Genomic DNA, 18,711 nt, shown 5'->3' on the forward strand with positions numbered 1-18,711 from the left:
GAGTCTGCACTGATCGTAAGGCTCAATTCAATCTTGCAATGCAATCTCGGCAGACCAGTCGAGTGCTGCCTGGGTGTGTCGAAAAAGAAAGCATTCAGCCAGCTGTGCTTCTCGCGCAGTGTGAAAGTTGGGTCCATCAAGTTCTCTGAAGGCAACAACCGGCACAGCGAGGCAGATCAGCAACGCCAAACGCAAGTGATGCAGAGCTTGTTGATAGGTGTAATCACACACACCATGAGCCACCAATTGCTGATGCCAGTACCGCAAAGGGTCCTGAGGATGACCATGCCGTTCCGCGGTTGGTTCGCTACCACCAATCAGAAAAGCTAGATCGATACAAGCAAGACTACGGGTGACTGTCTGCCAATCAATCACGATCACATCGGATCCGGAAGAAGCAGGGGAAGAGAGAAGAAGATTGTCCGCCCTTAGATCTCCATGCACCAAGGTTTGAGGGAGTGCGTCCAACTGTGCGATCAGGTTTTCGTAGTTGTTCACCACTCGGTCTGTGAGGGCAACTGCTGCCTCGCCAAGCCGTAGTGCATAACTCTCTTTAACAGCTTCCCAAGTGACAGCAAGGTCATCATGGAACCAGAAATCATGACGAGGAAGCCATGATTTCAAGCCCAACTGATCGCACTGCCAATAACCGGCATGCACGGCAGCCATTGTTTTCAAGGTGGACTTGACTTGGTCATGACTGATGCCGAAGACCTGATCACCCTGGCTCCAGGACGAGAGATCTTCCATCAAGATCCAGCCTTTCCCACCTTCGGCGTAGCCCCCGAAAATCCTGGGCAGTCGGGCTTGTAGATCTGGCGCAAAATCCTTGTAAAAGCCAAGCTCACGTTCAAAGGCTTGCAGCCGTTCAGCCACATCCGTAAAACCTTCTCGATTGGTCTGAACCTTCAGAATCAATGTTGATGGCGCTTGTGGCGCATTGGCGCCATAGCTCGGCGTCAGCCTTGCAATTCGCGAGAGGAATCCAGTTGCTGCACCAATCGTTTCTGTTTCAACAGAGGTGACCTTGAGATCCTTGAACGAAGGAATGCACCTGAGTTGCCCCTCCAGCCAGGAGGGCGTAATCGCCAGTGGGTCATCGATGATCCGGTCCATTCCTGAACCCATCCATCCAGCGCTTCGACCCTAATCCGCGCTGAAGGCGAGGCGACTCTCCACAGCGAGCACATCCAGTTGCGAAGATCAACCGTTGGCAGCTGTTGATCGTCCATGCCCCTGAACTCCCTGGTGCGCCTGCTGCAGACGACGGCGTTGACCGGAGAGCTCCAGGAGCGCAGCCAGCGACCGGAACGCCTGCTACTGCGTGGCGCCAATCGTGCCGCCAGAGCGCTGATTGCCAGTGCCCTGGCCAGACGCGCAGATCAATCCCTGCTGGTGGTCGTTCCCACCCTGGAAGAGGCCGGTCGATGGACGGCACTCCTGGAGCTGATGGGTTGGCCATCAGCTCAGCTCTACCCAACCAGCGAAGGGTCTCCATACGAACCCTTCGACCCCACGACGGAAATCACTTGGGGACAACTGCAAGTGCTGAGCGAGTTGCAGGATCAGTGCGGCCGTGAGGGGATGGCGATTGTCGCCACTGAGCGTTGCCTGCAGCCCCATCTACCGCCACCGCAGGCGCTTGCTTCACGCTGCCGCACAGTCCGCAAAGGCGACAGCATCGACCTTGAAGAGCTGGCCCTCACCCTCAGCCAACTCGGATACGAGCGGGTCTCCAGCATTGACCAGGAAGGCAGTTGGAGCCGCCGCGGCGACATCGTTGACATCTATCCGGTGAGCAGCGAACTACCTGTACGCCTTGAATTCTTCGGGGATGAGCTCGACAAACTGCGGGAATTTGACCCCGCGAGTCAGCGATCCCTCGATCCAGTTGAACAGCTGCGACTGACTCCGACCGGCTTCAGCCCACTGATCGCCGAACAACTGCGCGAAACGATGCCGGAAGGGCTCGATCAACTACTCGACGAAGAGCAAATCAGTGCGCTCTTGGAAGGCAATACCCCAGAAGGGATGCGTCGGTTGATGGGGCTGGCCTGGCCCGAACCGGCCTCTCTGCTGGATTACTTACCCGAGCAGTGCTGTGTCGCCATTGATGAAAGACGGCACGGCAAAGCCCATGGTCAGCAGTGGTTGGACCATGCCACCGAACACCACAGCGAACTTGCCCTGCCACTGCCGTTATTGCACCGCGGAATCGAAGAGGCGATGGGGCTGACCGATGTCTTCCCCGGATTTGATCTAGCGGAACTTCATGAAAGTGATGACCACCTCAACGCTTTTGACCTGGCCAGTCGCCCCGTCCCGGCCTACCCCAATCAGTTTGGAAAACTGGGAGAACTGCTGAAGGACTACCAACGCGAGCGGCAGGCGGTGTGGTTGGTCTCAGCCCAGCCCAGTCGAGCCGTCGCGCTACTTGAAGAACACGACTGCATCAGCCGGTTTGTACCCAATGCTGCGGACCATCAGGCCATTGCCCGCTTGATTGAGCAGGGCACTCCGGTTGCGCTCAAAACCAAAGGAACAGCGGAGCTCGAAGGGCTGCAATTGCCAGCCTGGCGAGTGGTTCTGATCACTGACCGAGAGTTTTTCGGTCAACAAAACCTCACGAGCAGCGGCTACATCCGCCGGCGACGCAAGGCAGCGAGCCGCACGGTGGATCCCAACAAGATGCAGCAGGGGGATTTCGTGGTCCATCGCAACCACGGAATCGGTCGGTTCAAGCAGCTCGAAAAATTAGCGATCAGTGGCGAAGCACGCGACTACCTGGTGGTGCAATACGCAGACGGCATCCTGCGTGTAGCGGCCGATCAACTGGGCAGCCTCGGCCGCTATCGAGCCAACAGTGACAGCCCACCTCAGCTGAGCAAGATGGGTGGTTCGGCCTGGGTGAAAGCCAAAGAACGGGCTAGCAAGGCCGTACGCAAGGTGGCCGTTGATCTGGTCAAGCTCTATGCCGAGAGGCATCAGGCAGCCGGTTTTGCCTTCCCTATTGATGGGCCGTGGCAGCTGGAGCTGGAAGATTCCTTCCCCTATGAACCAACCCCAGACCAGGTCAAGGCGACCGCCGAAGTGAAGCGCGATATGGAGAAGGCACAGCCAATGGATCGCCTCGTGTGTGGAGATGTGGGATTCGGCAAGACCGAAGTTGCGATCAGGGCGATCTTCAAGGCGATCACCGCTGGGAAGCAAGTGGCAATGCTGGCCCCCACAACCGTGTTGGCTCAGCAGCACTGGCGCACCCTTTCAGAGCGGTTTGCCCCTTATCCAATCAAGGTGGCGCTGCTCAACCGCTTCAGAACCACCAGCGAGCGCAAAGTGATCCTTGAGGGGCTCGGTTCGGGCACCATCGATGCCGTGGTGGGAACCCATCAGCTCCTGAGTAAGAGCACAGCCTTCGACAAGCTCGGCCTGCTGGTGGTGGACGAAGAACAACGCTTCGGAGTGAATCAGAAGGAGAAGATCAAAGCCCTGCGCAAAGACGTCGACGTACTCACCCTGTCGGCAACCCCCATTCCGCGCACGCTTTACATGAGCCTCTCGGGTGTGCGTGAAATGAGCCTGATCACCACACCTCCGCCCTTGCGCAGGCCGATCAAAACCCATCTAGCCGCATTGGACGATGAAGTGGTGCGCAGTGCCATCCGACAGGAACTGGATCGCGGCGGCCAAGTGTTTTATGTCGTACCGCGCGTGGAGGGCATTGAGGAGGTCGCAGAAAATCTGCGTCAGATGCTGCCGGACCTCAAGCTGCTTGTGGCCCATGGCCAGATGGCCGAGGGTGAACTTGAAAGCGCCATGGTGGCGTTCAACGGCGGCGAGGCCGATGTGATGCTCTGCACCACGATTGTGGAAAGCGGTCTGGATATTCCCCGCGTCAACACCATCCTGATCGAAGATGCTCACCGCTTCGGCCTTGCCCAGCTCTACCAGCTGAGGGGCCGTGTCGGACGAAGCGGTATTCAGGCCCATGCCTGGTTGTTCTATCCAGGCAACGCCTCCCTCAGCGATGCAGCCCGCCAGCGCTTACGAGCCATTCAGGAATTTGCCCAACTGGGCAGCGGCTACCAGCTGGCCATGCGCGATATGGAAATCCGAGGTGTGGGAAACCTTCTAGGCGTGGAACAGAGCGGCCAGATGGAGGCGATTGGCTTCGACCTTTATATGGAGATGCTGCAGGAATCCCTGGCCGACATCCAAGGGCAAGACATCCCCGCCGTTGACGACACCCAGGTGGATCTTCAGGTCACCGCCTTCATCCCTGCCGACTGGATCACGGATGCGGACGAAAAGATGGGTGCCTATCGCTCCGCAGCCGAATGTCAGAGCCAGGAAGCATTGGTCGAGATGGCCGCTGGCTGGGCCGACCGCTACGGCGCCCTACCAGGACCTGTGCAGTCATTGCTGCAACTGATGGAACTGAAGCTGCTGGCCAAGCGTTGTGGCTTTGCCCGAATCCGCCCCGAGAAACCGAACATTGCGCTGGAAACACCGATGGAGGAACCCGCCTTCAGACTGCTGCGTCAGGGCCTGCCCAAGCACCTCCATGGCCGACTGATCTATCAGGCTGGAAGTGGCAGTACCGCCAAGGTGCTGGCCCGAGGGTTGGGTGTACTGGCCATGGACAAGCAATTGGAGGAACTCAAGAGCTGGCTCGAACAGATGGCAGCACAGATCCCCGGTGCCGATGGGCTCACCACGGAGCAGCGCCAGGAGCAGCAGAATCGTTCCAACGACAAGGTTCTCAGCGTTTAAGCGCGAAAATGAGAACAATTCGCCACAGCCCGCAATTCTTCGTTACACTGTGTCGAATTGGATGGGTTCAGGAATGGGCGAAATCATTGAACCAATCACGTCATCAGGCCCTATTGGCCTATATGGAAGCTTGATCGGCGCTGCTGCCCTTGGTCTGTTCGCTCTGCTTCAGAGCGACACTGAAAATGATGATGATGATTCAACGCCTGGTGGTGGATTGATGCAACCGGTCTCCTGACCGGTCGTGACCAGAGCCATCAGTCGGTAGAGCGGCAGCATCAGATTCAATTTGGCGACGTTGAGAATCAGCGAGTCAATCCAAGGCAAAGACGACATTGGCCCCTTGCCTGGAAAGAAGCCTGCTGCTCTGTTCGGGATGTTCGCTGATAGCAACGACAATCGATTCTCTGGATCGAAGCGTTCCGGTACGCAAGCCAGTCCTGGAAAACTTGTGCGTGACGAGCGAGAAGAAGCTCTTCTCGAGCACATCCAAAAGCGGTCGCATCTGCCCTGAGCTTGGCGTCAGTGCCAAAGGCGGCACGTTCAACCTCTACGACGCAGGGGATTGGAGGATCAAAGCGCGATGGGAGGTTCGATGCACCGACTCGGGAGCCAAGCTCAGCGGTATCAATGGAGGAGTGTGGGAGCAGGAATTTGCAGATCGCTTCTGTGAGGCGGGATCCCTCGACGCAATGGGCTACGTCGAATGAGCGAGGTCAACCAAGAGTTCGAATTCGACGCGGAGCAAATGAGGGAGCCCGAGGAGTGGGCCGCGGTGATGGAAATCACGGTTGAAGATCAAAATCCATTCAGCGTTTGGAAGCCAACGCCGATGTGAGATTGCTGAGGCCAGGTCGGAACGTTTGCGTTGCATTAGCGGACTTGAGAGCTTTCATCAGCGTCGTTTCCGCAATCCGGTACTGACTGTCTTTCTTGGTCCCGAGGTCCTCGATAGTCAGAGACTTCACCTCCTCCTCCGTCATTTCCACGGTCACATCAGGCCGAATCCCGTTCTTGTGGATATCAGTGCCGTTCGGAGTGAGGTATTTAGCAATGGTGACGGTGAGTCCTGAGCCATCGGCAAGACCTCGAACCGACTGAACGAGGCCCTTCCCGAATGTTTTCTGACCGACAAGCTGGGCTCGGTGATTGTCTTGAAGGGCACCAGAGAGAATCTCACTGGCACTAGCAGAGCCTTCATTCACCAGCACGACCACAGGGCGCTGAGTCAGTGCCGAACCCGTTGCCCTGCGCACATCCTGGATGCCATTGCGCGTTTTGGTGCTAACGATTGTTCCCTCATCAAGCCATTGCCGCGCAATATCCACACTCGCTTCCAGCAGGCCACCGGGATTGCTGCGCAGGTCAAGGACATAGCCGCTTGCCCCTTCGGCTTCGAGCTTACGGATCGCCGCACGCATCTCCTTTGCAGCATTGGCATTGAACTGCTTCAAACGGATATATCCAACCTTCTCGCCACCAGGAGAGGTGTTCAGTTGGCTATCGACCGCATGAATTTCGATTCGAGCCCTCACCATCGGCAAGGCGATCACCTCACCCTTCCTGCGCAGGCCGAGAGTAACTTCTGTGCCTTCTTTGCCTCGAATTAATTTAACGGCATCCTCTGTGGTCATTCCCTTTGTGGAGCGACCATCGATTGAAACAATCACATCCTTGGGCTGTACGCCTGCCCGGGAAGCTGGAGTTCCTTCAATCGGGGACACAACAACAATTTCTTTTGTGTCCTTATCGAGTGAAATCTGTATACCCACCCCCATCAGTTCACCTGAGGTTTCAATCTGCATTTCCTTGAACTCTTTCGGATCAAGAAAACGGGTATATGGGTCATCCAGGCTTGCGAGCATGCCACGGATTGCCTCATACGATTCAGAAGTGCCTGCGTATGGCTTTGCGAGAAGATCTCGTCTCAGTTTTTTCCATTTCTGAGGATCGTATTCACCGGTGGAATCGAGATAATCACGATAGACAATCTGCCAGACCTGATCAATGACCTCCTTGGGACTATCCGTGATCGAGGAAGAGCCACTGGTTGGCAAACCCAACCCAGGGGCAGACAGGGCCACCGCAGCTGACAAGCCTCCGGCACCAAGCAAGACCAACCAGGAAGAACGGCTCGAACGGTTGGGCTTTAACTCGGACATGACAACTGTTCAGGCCTGATTCTTCAGCCTAACGGTTGTCAACCCGCATGAACACTACAAAGTACTCGATCAGTTGTGACCAAATTCGATCGGTGTTCTGCTGCAGTAGGTCACGGAGTAGGTCACGGCAACAGATCCAAAAAAACGAGCGGAAAGGCACGTATGAAGATGCAGACACGAAATCGATCGCGTCTATCGCCACCTCGCATCAACAGCCCTTGAGCAATGGCAGGCCTGGTGTCACCGCGCAATCGATCATTACAGCCATACGCTAGTTTCTGCAACTAGAGGGAACGCTGTCATACCAAGCGGTCTCAGCATTTTTCGATTCGTGTGCTGAAGAAGAACAACAGTTCTGCACTTTGGGCAAGCCCAGGCACTTCTGACTTCGTGAGGGATCAGCCCTACCCGCCCCATCCCCAGGCTCAGCAAAGTCTCACCAAGAACACATCGACTATGGCTTGTAAGCCCTGGATCAAAACGGCGAAGCTAAAGCACCGGTATTCACCTGATGACCACTTCCAATCAGTTCGCCAGCCAATTGCCTCCTGATCCAGCCGCTATGCAAAGCACCACTAAGCGGTCCGATATCTACGGAAGAGGACAGCAACTGCCGGTAACCGCAAGCATTGAAGCCAGAGTCACTCAAGAGGTGACCGGCATGTCGAAGCCGGCCCTTCTCGGGTACGTCACTGGTGTATTCATCTTCCTGTTTGGCTGCTTGGGAACGATGTTCAACGACAACCCAGATGCGATGGGTATCAAGAAGACAATTGCTAGTAGCTACCTCGTGGCCGCAGTGCTTGTTGTCCAGTTCGCCTCGATTGCAGACAACACCTGGCGATCAAGCCAGCGTCGCTGATCGACTCTTTAGCTATGAGTGCAGAAAAGACGCAATCGAAGCCTGGGAGACCATGCGGAAGGCAGGCTGGAAGCGTTGTCAGCCCAGGTGGTGACTAGGTTCTGAGCCATTCACCAGAACATCACCAGAACTTGCCTGCATCCCCACCACAACCATGCACTGGGGATCACCAGAAAGGCTGTGATCTTGAAGGAGTCGAGGGGGCAACACCCCCAAGCCCAAAATCACTCCTTTCAAACAATGACTGCTTTCAACGCTGACCACAACAACACTGAACTGCTCGATCAAGAGCTGACGATTGAACAGCTTGAGGGAGTTGCTGGGGGTGACTACTTTGCGCTTCTGGGAGCTGAGCGGGCTGCGATCCTGAGAGCCGCGGGCTATCCTGAAGAACTAATCAACAATAAAGTAGATAAATTACAAAAAATTGATCAAGAGTGGCTAAACAACCAGCCTATCTGTGTACAAAAACACTATCAGAGTCAGAGGTGAGACAAAGAGAGCTTCGGGCTGCGGAAAATGCTCCCAAATCAAATTAACGAACGCTCCCGCCAAACCAGCTTCAGCAAGCCTAAACACTCAAATCGCCCTGCCAATGCAGGGTCTTTTATTTCATCAATAACCCCAAAAAGCCACAAATCAGCCTTCAATGCCTGGCGCTAATGAATACCCAGCTCCGCCACGAGCACGGATGATTTATAGCCAGCCTACTGAGGGTTGAGATGTTGAGAGATGAAAGCGAGCAAGGCAGCGCCTACGGCTGTCAGTCGCTGCCTGATCTATCCATTGGTCATTGGCGCCCTAAGAGATCAGACCAATCGACAGCGCCGTACCCGCCTTCGATGAGCAGTGCTGATATTCAGACCTCACCTCCTTTGCAGGACTTGATGAGGATTCCTATCCAAAAGTCGTCTTCATTTTGAGTTAACAGCCTAACGAGATCAAGCGGGTTCTACCCAGCGTCCGTCGTCCTTGATCAATTGAATCAAGGCCGACACCCCTTCCTGCTCAGGCACCTTTCGGATTTCCTCTCGCCCCCTATAAAGAGAGATCACTCCGGGGGTCTTACCAACGTAACCGTAGTCAGCATCTGCCATTTCGCCGGGCCCATTCACAATGCAACCCATCACGGCGATGTCGAGACCAGTGAGGTGAGAGGTAGCGTCGCGTACCTGATTCAGCACCTCCTCAAGATTAAACAACGTGCGACCGCAACTCGGGCAGGCCACGTATTCGACCATCGTCTTGCGCAGACCCAGGGCCTGCAGGATCGAGAAGCAGACAGGAATCTCTTTCTCAGGAGCTTCAGTCAGCGACACCCTGATGGTGTCACCCAAACCTTCAGCCAGAAGTGTTGCGATACCAGCCGTGCTTTTCACACGTCCGTAGTCGCCATCTCCAGCCTCAGTGACGCCGAGGTGGAGCGGATAGTTGAAACCTTCGGCATCCAAGGTGTCCGCCATCAATCGGTAGGCGGCAAGCATCACCGGGGCACGTGAGGCCTTCATCGAGATCAAGATGTTGTGGAAATCAAGTTCGTCGCAAATGCGCACGAACTCCATCGCCGACTCCACCATTCCCTGGGGTGTGTCGCCATGGGTGAAAAGCATCCTCTCGGCGAGGGAGCCATGGTTCACACCGATGCGGAGCGCTTTGTTTTGAGACTTGAGAACTTCTACAAGCGGCCTGAAGTCATCTTTGATGCGCTGGCCAATCGCATCAAATTCCTCTTGAGAAAAATCCTGACGGGAAGGGTCCGGTTTGTCGAAGACAAACAGTCCTGGATTGATTCGTACTTTGTCGACATGCTTCGCCACCTCGAGCGCGATGCGAATTCCGTTGTGGTGAACGTCAGCCACCAAAGGAACAGTGCAGCCCTGGGAACGGAGCGCCGCCCGAATGTCCCCCATGGCCTTGGCATGGGCCATGGAAGGCGTTGTGACGCGCACAATCTCACAACCGGCATCAGCAAGACGACGGATTCCGGCCACCGCGGCTTCGATGTCAAGCGTGTCCTCGTTGATCATCGACTGCACCACCACTGGGTGTTCACTGCCGACGGGGACATCACCCACCATCACCGTGCGGGTCTCCCGCCGATGAATCTGAGTGTCGTAACGACGGGACTGCGCGTTGATGGCGGTCACGGTGGTGGCGGTCACGGTGGTGGCGGACAAGGGAACAGCGCGCCGGATGCCGGCTCACACTGGCATAACCGCAGCCGCACCTGACGCAAATCTTCGAGCGTCATGGCCACGGGCTTGCCAGGTTCTCGAGAAGGGTTGCGCAATAGATAGGCGGGATGAAAGACCGGCATCCATAGGCGTCCAGCCTGCTCAATCCAAACACCGCGCAGACTGCGCATGGCTTGTTTGCGCTTCAGCATTGCCGCCACAGCAGTCGCACCCACAAGGACCACAACAAGGGGATCGACATGCGCTAACTGCTCTTCAATCCAAGGGCGACAGGCGCGCAATTCAGCCGAGGACGGTTTGCGGTTGTTGGGTGGACGGCACTTCACCACGTTGCAGATGAAGAGGTCAGAGTCAGGGTTAAAGCCAACGGTACGGAGCAACTGATCGAGCAACTGCCCGGAGCGTCCGACAAATGGAAGGCCCTGAATGTCTTCGCTTGCTCCAGGTGCTTCACCGATCACCATCACCTTGGCACTTGGGTCGCCGCGACTGATCACGACATGCTGACGCTCAGCGGAGAGGCCGCAACGACTGCACTGCCGGCAACGCTCGAGCCAGGACTGTTTGAAAGAACCAGGAGGGGAAGGCATTACGGCCATCGGAGCATCAGTGCAGCGACGGAGTCACCAACAGAAGAAAGTCATTCTGATCGGGGTCCTTCATCCAGCACTCAGCCCCAAAAGGTTCCATCCGGGCGGCCTCGTGAAGCGATGCACCCTGATCCAAGGCGTCTCTGCACCAACGATCCAAGCGCTGCATTGGTGCCATTTCTGTCGCCATCGTGAAGCAGGGCGACCAGGCACGACCCTGAGCTTGCTGGGGTCGTTGGCTGGACGGTCGATAAAACTGCAGGCGTTCCCCTTCGGCAGTGATCACAAGCCAGTGAGCTGAGGAGGCTCCTGGTTGGGGAGTCAGGCCGAGAAGCCGTGCATAAAAGAGGGCAATCCGCTCGGGTTGACTCGAGGCAAGAACCCAGCTGAGTTGTATGCCAGCGGATCCTGGGTCGGACATTCGGCGCTGTAGCGACACCCACAAATGTTGACGCAGATACGGTTGTCCACGACACCAGATCAGGCAGGATGGTGTCTTAATGCGCACCCGGTGGAGGGGTGCCGCGCTGATGCCCCGCCCGACCGTGCTCTCAAATCGGGCCGAAGCCCTCAAGCCATCCCTCACCCTCGCCATTAGTGCCCGCGCCAAGGCACTGCAACAGGATGGTCGTGACATCTGCAGCATGTCGGCAGGGGAGCCTGACTTCAACACTCCCGATTTCATCGTTGAGGCAGCGATTAAGGCCCTTCACGATGGAGTCACCCGCTACGGGCCTGCGGCAGGGGACCCTGAGCTCAGAGAGGCCATTGCCGACAAACTCACTCAGCACAACAACATTCCCTCCACCGCCACCAACGTGCTGGTCACCAACGGTGGGAAGCAAGCGATCTTCAACCTGTTCCAGGTGCTACTCAACCCTGGCGATCAGGTTCTGATCCCGGCCCCTTACTGGCTCAGCTATCCAGAAATGGCCCGACTGGCCGGAGCCAAACCCGTGGTGATTCCCTCCTCGGCCGAAGAGGGCTTCAGCCTTGATCTGGATGCACTGGAAGCAGCGATCACCCCGAACACGCGCCTACTGGTGATCAACAGCCCCGGCAACCCAACCGGTCGGGTGATTGAACGCAGCGAAATGTTGGCAGTTGCCGAGATCGTGAGACGTCATCCCCAGTTGCTGGTGATGAGTGACGAGATCTACGAGTATCTGCTCGAAGAGGGTGAAACCCACCACAGCTTTGCTGCACTGGCACCCGATCTGGCAGAACGCACGATGGTCGTGAACGGATTCGCGAAAGGCTGGGCAATGACTGGCTGGCGACTTGGCTATCTGGTCGCACCACCCGAGGTGATCAAAGCGGCAGCAGCCCTTCAGAGCCAGAGCACCAGCAACGTGTGCAGCTTCGCCCAGAGAGGAGCTCTAGCCGCCTTGCGTGGCTCTCAGGATTGCGTCAAAAGCATGGCAGCCAGCTTCAATAGCCGTCGTCGGTTGTTGACAGAGGGGCTCAAGGCCCTGGATGGACTCACCTTGGTCCCTCCCCGTGGAGCCTTCTATGCATTCCCGAAACTGCCGGATCATGTCAGCAGCTCACTGGCATTTTGTGAGGCTGCCTTGGAAAGGGAAGGCCTAGCTCTTGTCCCTGGCGCCGCCTTTGGTGATGACCGCTGTGTCCGCCTCTCCTGTGCCGTCTCGCATGAGACGATCGAAGACGGTCTCAGTCGGCTCGAGCCCCTGCTCGCCAGCCAGCTCTGAACTGAACTGAATCACCTTCAGAACATTCCATTCCTCGATGCCAGCACGAGAACACCGGGCCGTCGTCTGCCTTGCACTGCTCTGCAGTCTTTCAACGACGGCCCTTCCAAGTTGGGCAGCTGAAACCCTGCGGATCGGTGCCATTCCCGATCAGAACCCCGAGAAACTGAACAGGCTCTACGGACTTCTGGCCCAAGAGCTCAGCCAGAAGCTTCAGGTGCCCGTTCGCTACGTGCCCGTTAGCAATTACCCAGCGGCGGTCAGTGCCTTTCGCACCGGAGGCCTCGACGTCGTTTGGTTTGGCGGACTGACCGGGGTGCAGGCACGTCTCCAGACCCCCGGGGCCACGGTGCTTGCCCAGAGGGACATCGATGCCAAATTCCGCAGCGTCTTCATCGCCAATACCCAGTCTGGTCTGCAATCGATCAGCAGCCTGGAAGGACTTCAGACCCTCAAGGGGAAACGGTTCACGTTCGGATCGGAAAGTTCCACGTCCGGGAGATTGATGCCTCAGCACTTCCTCCAGCAGGGCGGTGTCACTCCCAATCAATTCGCTGGGGGACGCCCTGGCTTCAGCGGCAGCCATGACGCAACGATCGCTCTTGTGCAGAGCGGCTCCTACGAAGCCGGTGCCTTAAACGAACAGGTTTGGACCAGTGCGCTGAAATCCGGAGCAGCCGATCCGAACAAAGTGACGGTGATCTGGCGTACACCTACGTATGTGGATTACCACTGGGTTGCCCGTCCTGGCCTAGACAAACGATTCGGTAGCGGATTCACAACAAAGCTGCAAAAAGCCATTCTTGGGATCAAACCAACAACCGCCAACGGCAAAACAATCCTGAGCCTGTTTGCAGCTGAAGAGTTCATCCCGGCATGGGCGTCACAGTATGCGCCGATCGAAACCGTCGGGAGGCAACTGGGCAAGATCCGTTGACCGTGATGCTTGAGCTGCGCGATGTCTGTCTCACTAGCAGCGACAGCCCTCGCCTCAATCACGTCTCCCTTACCTTCAGGGCAGGGGAGACCATTGCTCTGATCGGACCCAGTGGTGCCGGCAAGAGCACTCTGCTCTCCATCGCCAATGGAAGTCTCAAACCGAGCAGCGGCACTGTGCTCTGGCAGGGCACACCAGTGCATCAACTTCCACGTCGCCAGCGTCGACGGATCGGCACGCTCTGGCAGGACCTCCACCTGGTGGAGGAATTGTCGGTGGCCCAAAACATCAATTGCGGTGCGCTTGGGCGTCGCTCCCTGTTGTGGGCCCTGGCCAATCTGCTGGTGCCTTTGGAACGCGATGCCTGCATGACCTGCCTGAAGCAGGCAGGTCTGCAGCAAGACTTGATTGATCGCTCCGTGACCACCCTCTCAGGAGGGCAACGCCAACGCGTTGCGCTGGCACGCCTCTTTCGGCAACGCCCGGATCTTGTGCTGGCGGATGAGCCGCTCTCCAATCTCGACCCAGCACTGGTGCAGGACTTGCTCAACACCCTGTTGCGGCAAACACCGACATCTGCAGGGGACATCTTGGCGAGCACGACGGTGGTCTGCCTGCACCGTCCAGATCTGATCGATCGTTTTGACCGGGTGATTGCCCTACGCGATGGACACGTCGTGATGGATGCTCCTTCCGCATCGATCACGACCAAGGATCTAGACGTGCTCTACCGCGCCTCATCAGAAGGACGCCGGTCTGCTCCCAAGCCATGAAGCGACCCGTCGTCAGCGCACCTCTTCTCTGCCTGCTACCGGCTCTCGCTCTCGTTCCCGTGTTGATCGTGGTGGGGCAGGGACTGCATGGCGGCGGTTTCGAAACCTGGTGGCGATTCCTCCAAGGAGCCGTGCAGCCCAGCAAGGACCCTCTCTTGCTGAAATCGCTGTGGGAAGGCTTGCAGGTCACCCTGGCCACAGCCTTGGTTGGCTGGGGGCTTAGCACCCTGATCGGCCTGCTGCTGGGGGTTTTCAGCAGTGATGTGCTCTGGGAGAGTGCCAAAATCCCCACCTGGCCTGCTGCCGCCATACGCAGCCTGCTAGCACTGCCCAGAGCGATCCACGAACTGCTTTGGGGTCTGCTGCTGTTGCAAGTCTTGGGGTTGCATCCCTGGGTTGCAGTTGCGGCGATCACCATTCCCTATTCCGCTCTGGTCGCCCGGGTGTTTCGAGACCAAATCGACAGCATCGACCGGCGAAGGCTGACCGCGGTGCTGCAAAGCGGAGCTTCAGCCCCCGCAGCATTTGTTTCCAGCATCGGCCCTCCGCTTCAGCCGATCTTGCTGAGCTACGGCGGCTATCGACTGGAATGCGCCCTACGCAGCGCCACCTTGCTGGGTGTGTTCGGCCTGGGCGGGATCGGCACAGAGCTGCAACTCACCCTCCAGTCCCTTCGGTTCGCAGAATTCTGGTCGGGCCTCTGGCTGTTAATCCTCCTCAGCGTGCTGTTGGAACAAGGTCTGACGTTCTGGAGGCATCGACAACAAACAAACCCCAGCCAATGGAACGGTGTCAGCGTTCTGACCATGACCGTGCTGGCTGTGCTGGTTGGCGGCCACTGGCTCCAGCAACTGCTGCCCACCAGCGGCACAACCCTGCAACTGATGCTGCCACCGCTCCCTGATATCAGCGCCTTACAGCTCGCTGCCACAGAGCTGCCATGGCTGCGGATGATCGAGCAAACCATGCGACTCACGCTTTTGGCAGCTGGTATTGCCATTGCCCTTCCGCCCCTCTGCCTGCTGATCTTTCCTGGAAGGATCGCGAAACAGGTCTTCCTCGGTCTCTGGACGCTTCAAAGAGTCCTTCCGCCACCGCTCACGCTCTTGATGCTTCTATTGGCCAATCTGCCCTCCCTGGCGTTGGCAGCGCTGGCCCTCGGCCTTCAGAACGCCGGGGTGATGGGACGCCTGCTGGTGGAGGGACTGGACCAGCAAAGCCCTGGAACGATGAAGGCCATCGAAGTCACCGCGGCAGGGCCAAGACAGGCGTGGCTGCTTGGCTGCCTCAGCCCACAGAGCCGTTCATACCTGGCCTACGGGGCCTATCGCACCGATGTCATTCTGCGGGAAACGCTTGTCGTCGGTCTAGTAGGCGGTACCGGACTGGGCTGGATGCTGATTGAATCCCTCAGTTCTTTTCACTGGGCGGCGGTGCTGCTGATCATCGCTTGTTTCGCACTGCTCACCCTGGCTGGGGAAAGCATTAGTGATGGACTTCGACAGCGCTGGTTACGAACCCCAGGCGAGAGCGCGTCCACCTAGGCCTGCAAAGCTGTGAGAGAACATGCCCTCAGCGATGCAAGCACCCCGCCAACTCACGGTGATCGGCGACAGCGGCGTCTACGGATGGGGGGACCGAGTAGGCGGTGGTTGGTGTGAGCGGCTGCGCCTGAGCTGGATGCAAACACCTGAGATGCCGTTGATTTATCCACTCGGCGTGCGCGGTGATGGGCTGGAAAACGTGGCAAAACGATGGGAACAAGAATGGGAGCGCCGCGGAGAGCTTCGTCGTCAAACACCCGCTGGCTTACTTCTGGCCGTGGGCCTCAACGACAGCGCCAGGGTCGGTCGTGCCGATGGGCGACGCCAACTCTCGGTTGAGGCCTATCGCTTTGGAGTCGAACAACTGATTCGGGCGATGGCACCGCGAACGCAGGTGATGGTGTTGGGCCTCACGGCCGTGGATGAAGCTGCGATGCCATTCGCGCAGTGCCTCTGGTACGACAATGCCTCCGTTGCGGTCTACGAGGCACAGCTGGAAGAGGCCTGCCTCGAAGCGGATGTGCCGTTTCTGCCTTTGCATCAGGCGATGCAACAGGAAACGGGTTGGCTGGGGTGGATCGAGCCGGACGGGATTCATCTGAATGCCGATGGACACCACTGGATCCACCAACGGGTGATGCATTGGCCAGCCCTACTCAGCTGGGCAGGATTAGAAGCTCAAACCCAGACCACGCCCCTCTAGAGCTAATTGGGCACACACAGTTTCCCTAAAGTTGCCTTCTAACGGGACCTACCTGTGCCCAACCCCACTGCCGCGATTATTGCTAAAGCCAGCACAGACCAGTTAAAGGAATTTCTGCTCGGCTTTACGGAAGAGGCCGCCATCCTCGCGGTGCGGGAACTCATGCAGCGAGGGGAAAGTGCTGAATCTGTGATCCGAACGTTGGAAGCGGAAATTCAGCCAAGTCTCGACAACGGCATGCCCATGCGTTCATGCCTGGAGCTGATTGCCGTGCTGAAGCAGGAATTCATACCCCCTCTGGGGTGAACAGAATCACTCCTGAGGGTGATGGAACCGCCCGTGAAAACACAGAGCGTGAATGCAGTGGTTCCACCATTCATGGTTCGTAGACGCCAGGTTCAAGACTCAGATCAAGCAACAGTCGAGCAACAACGGATCCGCCAAGAAAACCGAAGACAGCTCGACCCCAGCGTCCGACGACGCAATGAACGTGTTCTGCGCCATCTCGGTCTGGCACACCTGGCTGCAGGCCGTCAGCTGGCCCGCGGCAGCGGCGAACACGATGATCTTCTCCAGGAAGCCCAACTGGGTCTCATCAAAGCTTCCGAACGATTTGACCCATCGCGCGGGCACCGAATCAGCAGCTATGTGATGGCTCTGGCGAATGGCCAGATCATGCATTTTCGTCGTGATCGAGAGCGCACACTGCATATTCCTTGGCGGCTGCTGAACCTGCATGCGCAGGGGATGAAAATCCAGCAACAACGGCTGCAACAAGGTTTGCCTCCTTTTTTGAACAGACAGCTCGCGGATGCTCTTGATGTCTCAGTGGACCGCTGGCTGCAGGCGCTCGAGGCCCATCAGCATCGCTATCTGGTCAGCCTTCACCAACCGGGAACCAGCGCCGCAACATCCACAGGAGCAGCAGCGACGGCGTTAATTGAACAACTCGCGGACTCGCGCACAGACACCAAGACCGATTACCAACTGGAATGGTTGCATCAAGCCATGCGCCAATTGCCTGACCATGCCCGTCAGCTGCTCATTCGCCATTACGTCCTTGGAGAGACCGTTCGCCAAATTGGCCGCCAGAAGGGCCTAAGTCACGTCGAGGTGAGGACGGTCCTCAGGCAATCCCTGCAAGTTTTGCAAGACATGGCCGCAGGCAGAGACGGCGTGGGGGGTCAGCCGAGGTGCTGAAGCAGGTTCGCGGCGACAATCGCCAGCATCGCCGCGATCGCTGTCTGCAACCCATTCACAAGTTCATTACTGAGCCAGGAGATGCGCTCCTGCACCAAAGCCCCAACAACGCTTTCGATCAGGGTGGCCACCAAGCCAACACTGGCAACGAGTAAGGCTTCAGGCCCAGCAGGCACCAACTGCAATGCCACGGCCACCAACGTCATGACTGCACTGCCGGCAGCACTCGCAAGGGTTCCTTCAAGGCTCACGGCCCCTTCCGTGCCTGCAGGGACGCGTCGCAGCGTCGTAATCAGAACGGTGGTGCGTCCCCAGCGCTTGCCAATTTCACTGCCAAAGGTGTCAGCCAACTTGGCGGCAAAACTGGCAGCGAATCCCACCAGCAGGAGGCCAACGGGCTCGAGTCCCGCACCGATCAACAGAGCAATGAGGGCACCAACCGCAGCTGATCCCCACACATTGGCCGGGCTGCGACGTCCGCCACGGGCCTCCGCCAGTCCCTTTTCCTGCTTGCGTTTAAGGCCAACTCTGGTGACAAGGGAGCCCAACACCAGGTACATCACCACGGCCAACCAGCCACGCCAACCGAGGCATCCCCACAGAATCGTGCCGAGAATCCCTGCATGCACCCAGCCGGCTTTGGTCAGCAAAGGCAATCGTTGAGCGAGGGCGATCAACACGCCGTTGAGGGCCAAAGCGATCCCCCAGATGGTGAGATCCTGAGCGGGAAATGCCATCAGCCTGTGTTGCACTGCCCTAAGCATCAACCGTGAAGGGCCTGAGGCAACGGATAATCAGCCAAGGTCACTGTCGAGATCACGACATGGTGTTCAACAAGAAAGGCTTTTTCCTCGAACTCGAGGATGGTGCCAAGACCTCGAGCACTGCTTCGGTGACCGTTGCCCCTGTTCGGGAAGCTGAACCTGATAGTGAGTCTGCCGCGGCCAAAGCGAGCAATCCGAAGCAGAAAGCAGGGTCAGCGAAGCCTGCTTCCAAGCCTGCTGGCAAGGCCAAAACAGCCAACGACGCCTCCCTCACAACCGCCGAGGCGATTGCCGCTGAACTCGCTGCAGCCGAAGCTGAGCGGCCCGTGGCGACCCTGAGCACCTTTGCCCCCGAAGCCCTTCAACCGGGGAATGCCCTGCGGCAACAACGTCGTCGTCCTGGGGCCAGCCTTAAGGGCTTCCGTTCGATGGCCAACGAGCTGTTCAAAGGCCCGAACACAGGTCGTGAGAACAGTCTCTAACGCTGCTTCCGTGC

The 18,711-nt window shown here is 57.6% G+C and carries 20 protein-coding genes; 14 read left to right on the forward strand and 6 right to left on the reverse strand.

Annotated features, from left to right (window positions below):
• Positions 1-27 precede the first annotated feature (27 nt).
• Complete coding sequence (locus SIB72_RS11575; protein WP_413743953.1) at positions 28-1,116, reverse strand: phosphotransferase; 1,089 nt, start codon at positions 1,114-1,116, stop codon at positions 28-30.
• A 114-nt stretch (positions 1,117-1,230) separates the two neighbouring features.
• Between SIB72_RS11575 and mfd the strand changes: the two genes are divergently transcribed.
• From mfd to SIB72_RS11590, 3 genes are all read left to right on the forward strand, one after another.
• The gene (mfd, locus tag SIB72_RS11580; RefSeq protein WP_413743954.1) at positions 1,231-4,773 is read left to right on the forward strand and encodes a transcription-repair coupling factor; all 3,543 of its coding nucleotides are present in this window, start codon (positions 1,231-1,233) and stop codon (positions 4,771-4,773) included.
• 73 nt (positions 4,774-4,846) lie between these two features.
• Complete coding sequence (locus SIB72_RS11585) at positions 4,847-5,011, forward strand: hypothetical protein (RefSeq protein ID WP_413743955.1); 165 nt, start codon at positions 4,847-4,849, stop codon at positions 5,009-5,011.
• Positions 5,012-5,228: 217 nt separating this feature from the next.
• Positions 5,229-5,483 carry a hypothetical protein gene (locus SIB72_RS11590; RefSeq protein ID WP_413743956.1) on the forward strand — a complete coding sequence of 85 codons (255 nt, stop codon included), beginning with the start codon at positions 5,229-5,231 and terminating at the stop codon, positions 5,481-5,483.
• A gap of 99 nt (positions 5,484-5,582) precedes the next feature.
• Here SIB72_RS11590 and SIB72_RS11595 read toward each other — a convergent pair whose 3' ends face one another.
• Positions 5,583-6,857 (reverse strand): S41 family peptidase, encoded by a 1,275-nt coding sequence (locus SIB72_RS11595; RefSeq protein WP_413745120.1) that lies wholly within the window; start codon positions 6,855-6,857, stop codon positions 5,583-5,585.
• On the opposite strand from SIB72_RS11595, the gene SIB72_RS11600 reads away from it, so the two are divergent.
• The 3 genes from SIB72_RS11600 (at position 6,781) to SIB72_RS11610 (ending at position 8,289) form a co-directional block, all read left to right on the forward strand.
• The gene (locus SIB72_RS11600; RefSeq protein ID WP_413745165.1) at positions 6,781-6,954 is read left to right on the forward strand and encodes a hypothetical protein; all 174 of its coding nucleotides are present in this window, start codon (positions 6,781-6,783) and stop codon (positions 6,952-6,954) included. The genes SIB72_RS11595 and SIB72_RS11600 overlap by 77 nt on opposite strands.
• A 492-nt stretch (positions 6,955-7,446) precedes the next feature.
• Positions 7,447-7,797, forward strand: a complete 351-nt coding sequence (locus SIB72_RS11605; RefSeq protein WP_413743957.1) for a hypothetical protein — start codon at positions 7,447-7,449, stop codon at positions 7,795-7,797.
• Between the two features lie 240 nt (positions 7,798-8,037).
• Positions 8,038-8,289 carry a hypothetical protein gene (locus SIB72_RS11610; protein ID WP_413743958.1) on the forward strand — a complete coding sequence of 84 codons (252 nt, stop codon included), beginning with the start codon at positions 8,038-8,040 and terminating at the stop codon, positions 8,287-8,289.
• Between the two features lie 449 nt (positions 8,290-8,738).
• On the opposite strand, the gene ispG is transcribed toward SIB72_RS11610, so the two are convergent.
• From ispG to SIB72_RS11625, 3 genes are read right to left on the reverse strand one after another with little or no spacing between them, the layout of a single operon-like run.
• On the reverse strand, positions 8,739-9,935 hold the full coding sequence (gene ispG, locus SIB72_RS11615; RefSeq protein ID WP_115121756.1) for a (E)-4-hydroxy-3-methylbut-2-enyl-diphosphate synthase: 1,197 nt from the start codon (positions 9,933-9,935) through the stop codon (positions 8,739-8,741).
• A gap of 20 nt (positions 9,936-9,955) precedes the next feature.
• Entirely contained in the window at positions 9,956-10,591 is a 636-nt protein-coding gene (locus tag SIB72_RS11620) for a uracil-DNA glycosylase (RefSeq protein ID WP_413743959.1), read from the reverse strand.
• Positions 10,592-10,598: 7 nt separating this feature from the next.
• Positions 10,599-11,003: a VOC family protein gene (locus tag SIB72_RS11625; protein ID WP_115121475.1), complete on the reverse strand. Its 405-nt coding sequence runs from the start codon at positions 11,001-11,003 to the stop codon at positions 10,599-10,601.
• Positions 11,004-11,112: 109 nt separating this feature from the next.
• On the opposite strand from SIB72_RS11625, the gene SIB72_RS11630 reads away from it, so the two are divergent.
• Genes SIB72_RS11630 through SIB72_RS11660 form a run of 7 tightly spaced genes read left to right on the forward strand, consistent with a single transcriptional unit; the run spans position 11,113 to position 17,451 of the window.
• Positions 11,113-12,294 (forward strand): pyridoxal phosphate-dependent aminotransferase, encoded by a 1,182-nt coding sequence (locus SIB72_RS11630; protein ID WP_413743960.1) that lies wholly within the window; start codon positions 11,113-11,115, stop codon positions 12,292-12,294.
• 37 nt (positions 12,295-12,331) lie between these two features.
• On the forward strand, positions 12,332-13,231 hold the full coding sequence (locus SIB72_RS11635; RefSeq protein ID WP_413743961.1) for a putative selenate ABC transporter substrate-binding protein: 900 nt from the start codon (positions 12,332-12,334) through the stop codon (positions 13,229-13,231).
• Complete coding sequence (locus SIB72_RS11640; RefSeq protein ID WP_413743962.1) at positions 13,228-14,004, forward strand: phosphonate ABC transporter ATP-binding protein; 777 nt, start codon at positions 13,228-13,230, stop codon at positions 14,002-14,004. The genes SIB72_RS11635 and SIB72_RS11640 overlap by 4 nt, the downstream gene beginning before the upstream one ends.
• On the forward strand, positions 14,001-15,548 hold the full coding sequence (locus SIB72_RS11645; RefSeq protein WP_413743963.1) for a phosphonate ABC transporter: 1,548 nt from the start codon (positions 14,001-14,003) through the stop codon (positions 15,546-15,548). Before SIB72_RS11640 ends, SIB72_RS11645 begins: the two co-directional genes overlap by 4 nt.
• Before the next feature lie 34 nt (positions 15,549-15,582).
• A complete protein-coding gene (locus SIB72_RS11650; RefSeq protein WP_413743964.1) occupies positions 15,583-16,251 on the forward strand; it encodes a GDSL-type esterase/lipase family protein in 669 nt (222 codons plus the stop codon).
• Positions 16,252-16,305: 54 nt separating this feature from the next.
• Complete coding sequence (locus SIB72_RS11655; RefSeq protein ID WP_115014675.1) at positions 16,306-16,557, forward strand: hypothetical protein; 252 nt, start codon at positions 16,306-16,308, stop codon at positions 16,555-16,557.
• 21 nt (positions 16,558-16,578) lie between these two features.
• A complete protein-coding gene (locus SIB72_RS11660) occupies positions 16,579-17,451 on the forward strand; it encodes a sigma-70 family RNA polymerase sigma factor (RefSeq protein ID WP_413743965.1) in 873 nt (290 codons plus the stop codon).
• Here SIB72_RS11660 and SIB72_RS11665 read toward each other — a convergent pair.
• A complete protein-coding gene (locus SIB72_RS11665; RefSeq protein WP_244281678.1) occupies positions 17,436-18,188 on the reverse strand; it encodes a DUF92 domain-containing protein in 753 nt (250 codons plus the stop codon). The two genes, SIB72_RS11660 and SIB72_RS11665, sit on opposite strands and share 16 nt — an antisense overlap.
• An 86-nt stretch (positions 18,189-18,274) precedes the next feature.
• On the opposite strand from SIB72_RS11665, the gene SIB72_RS11670 reads away from it, so the two are divergent.
• Positions 18,275-18,697 carry a hypothetical protein gene (locus tag SIB72_RS11670; protein WP_413743966.1) on the forward strand — a complete coding sequence of 141 codons (423 nt, stop codon included), beginning with the start codon at positions 18,275-18,277 and terminating at the stop codon, positions 18,695-18,697.
• The last annotated feature ends 14 nt before the right edge of the window (positions 18,698-18,711 follow it).

The organism is Synechococcus sp. MIT S9451, assembly GCF_047304725.1.
In the GTDB taxonomy this organism is placed as follows: Bacteria; Cyanobacteriota; Cyanobacteriia; order PCC-6307; family Cyanobiaceae; genus Synechococcus_C.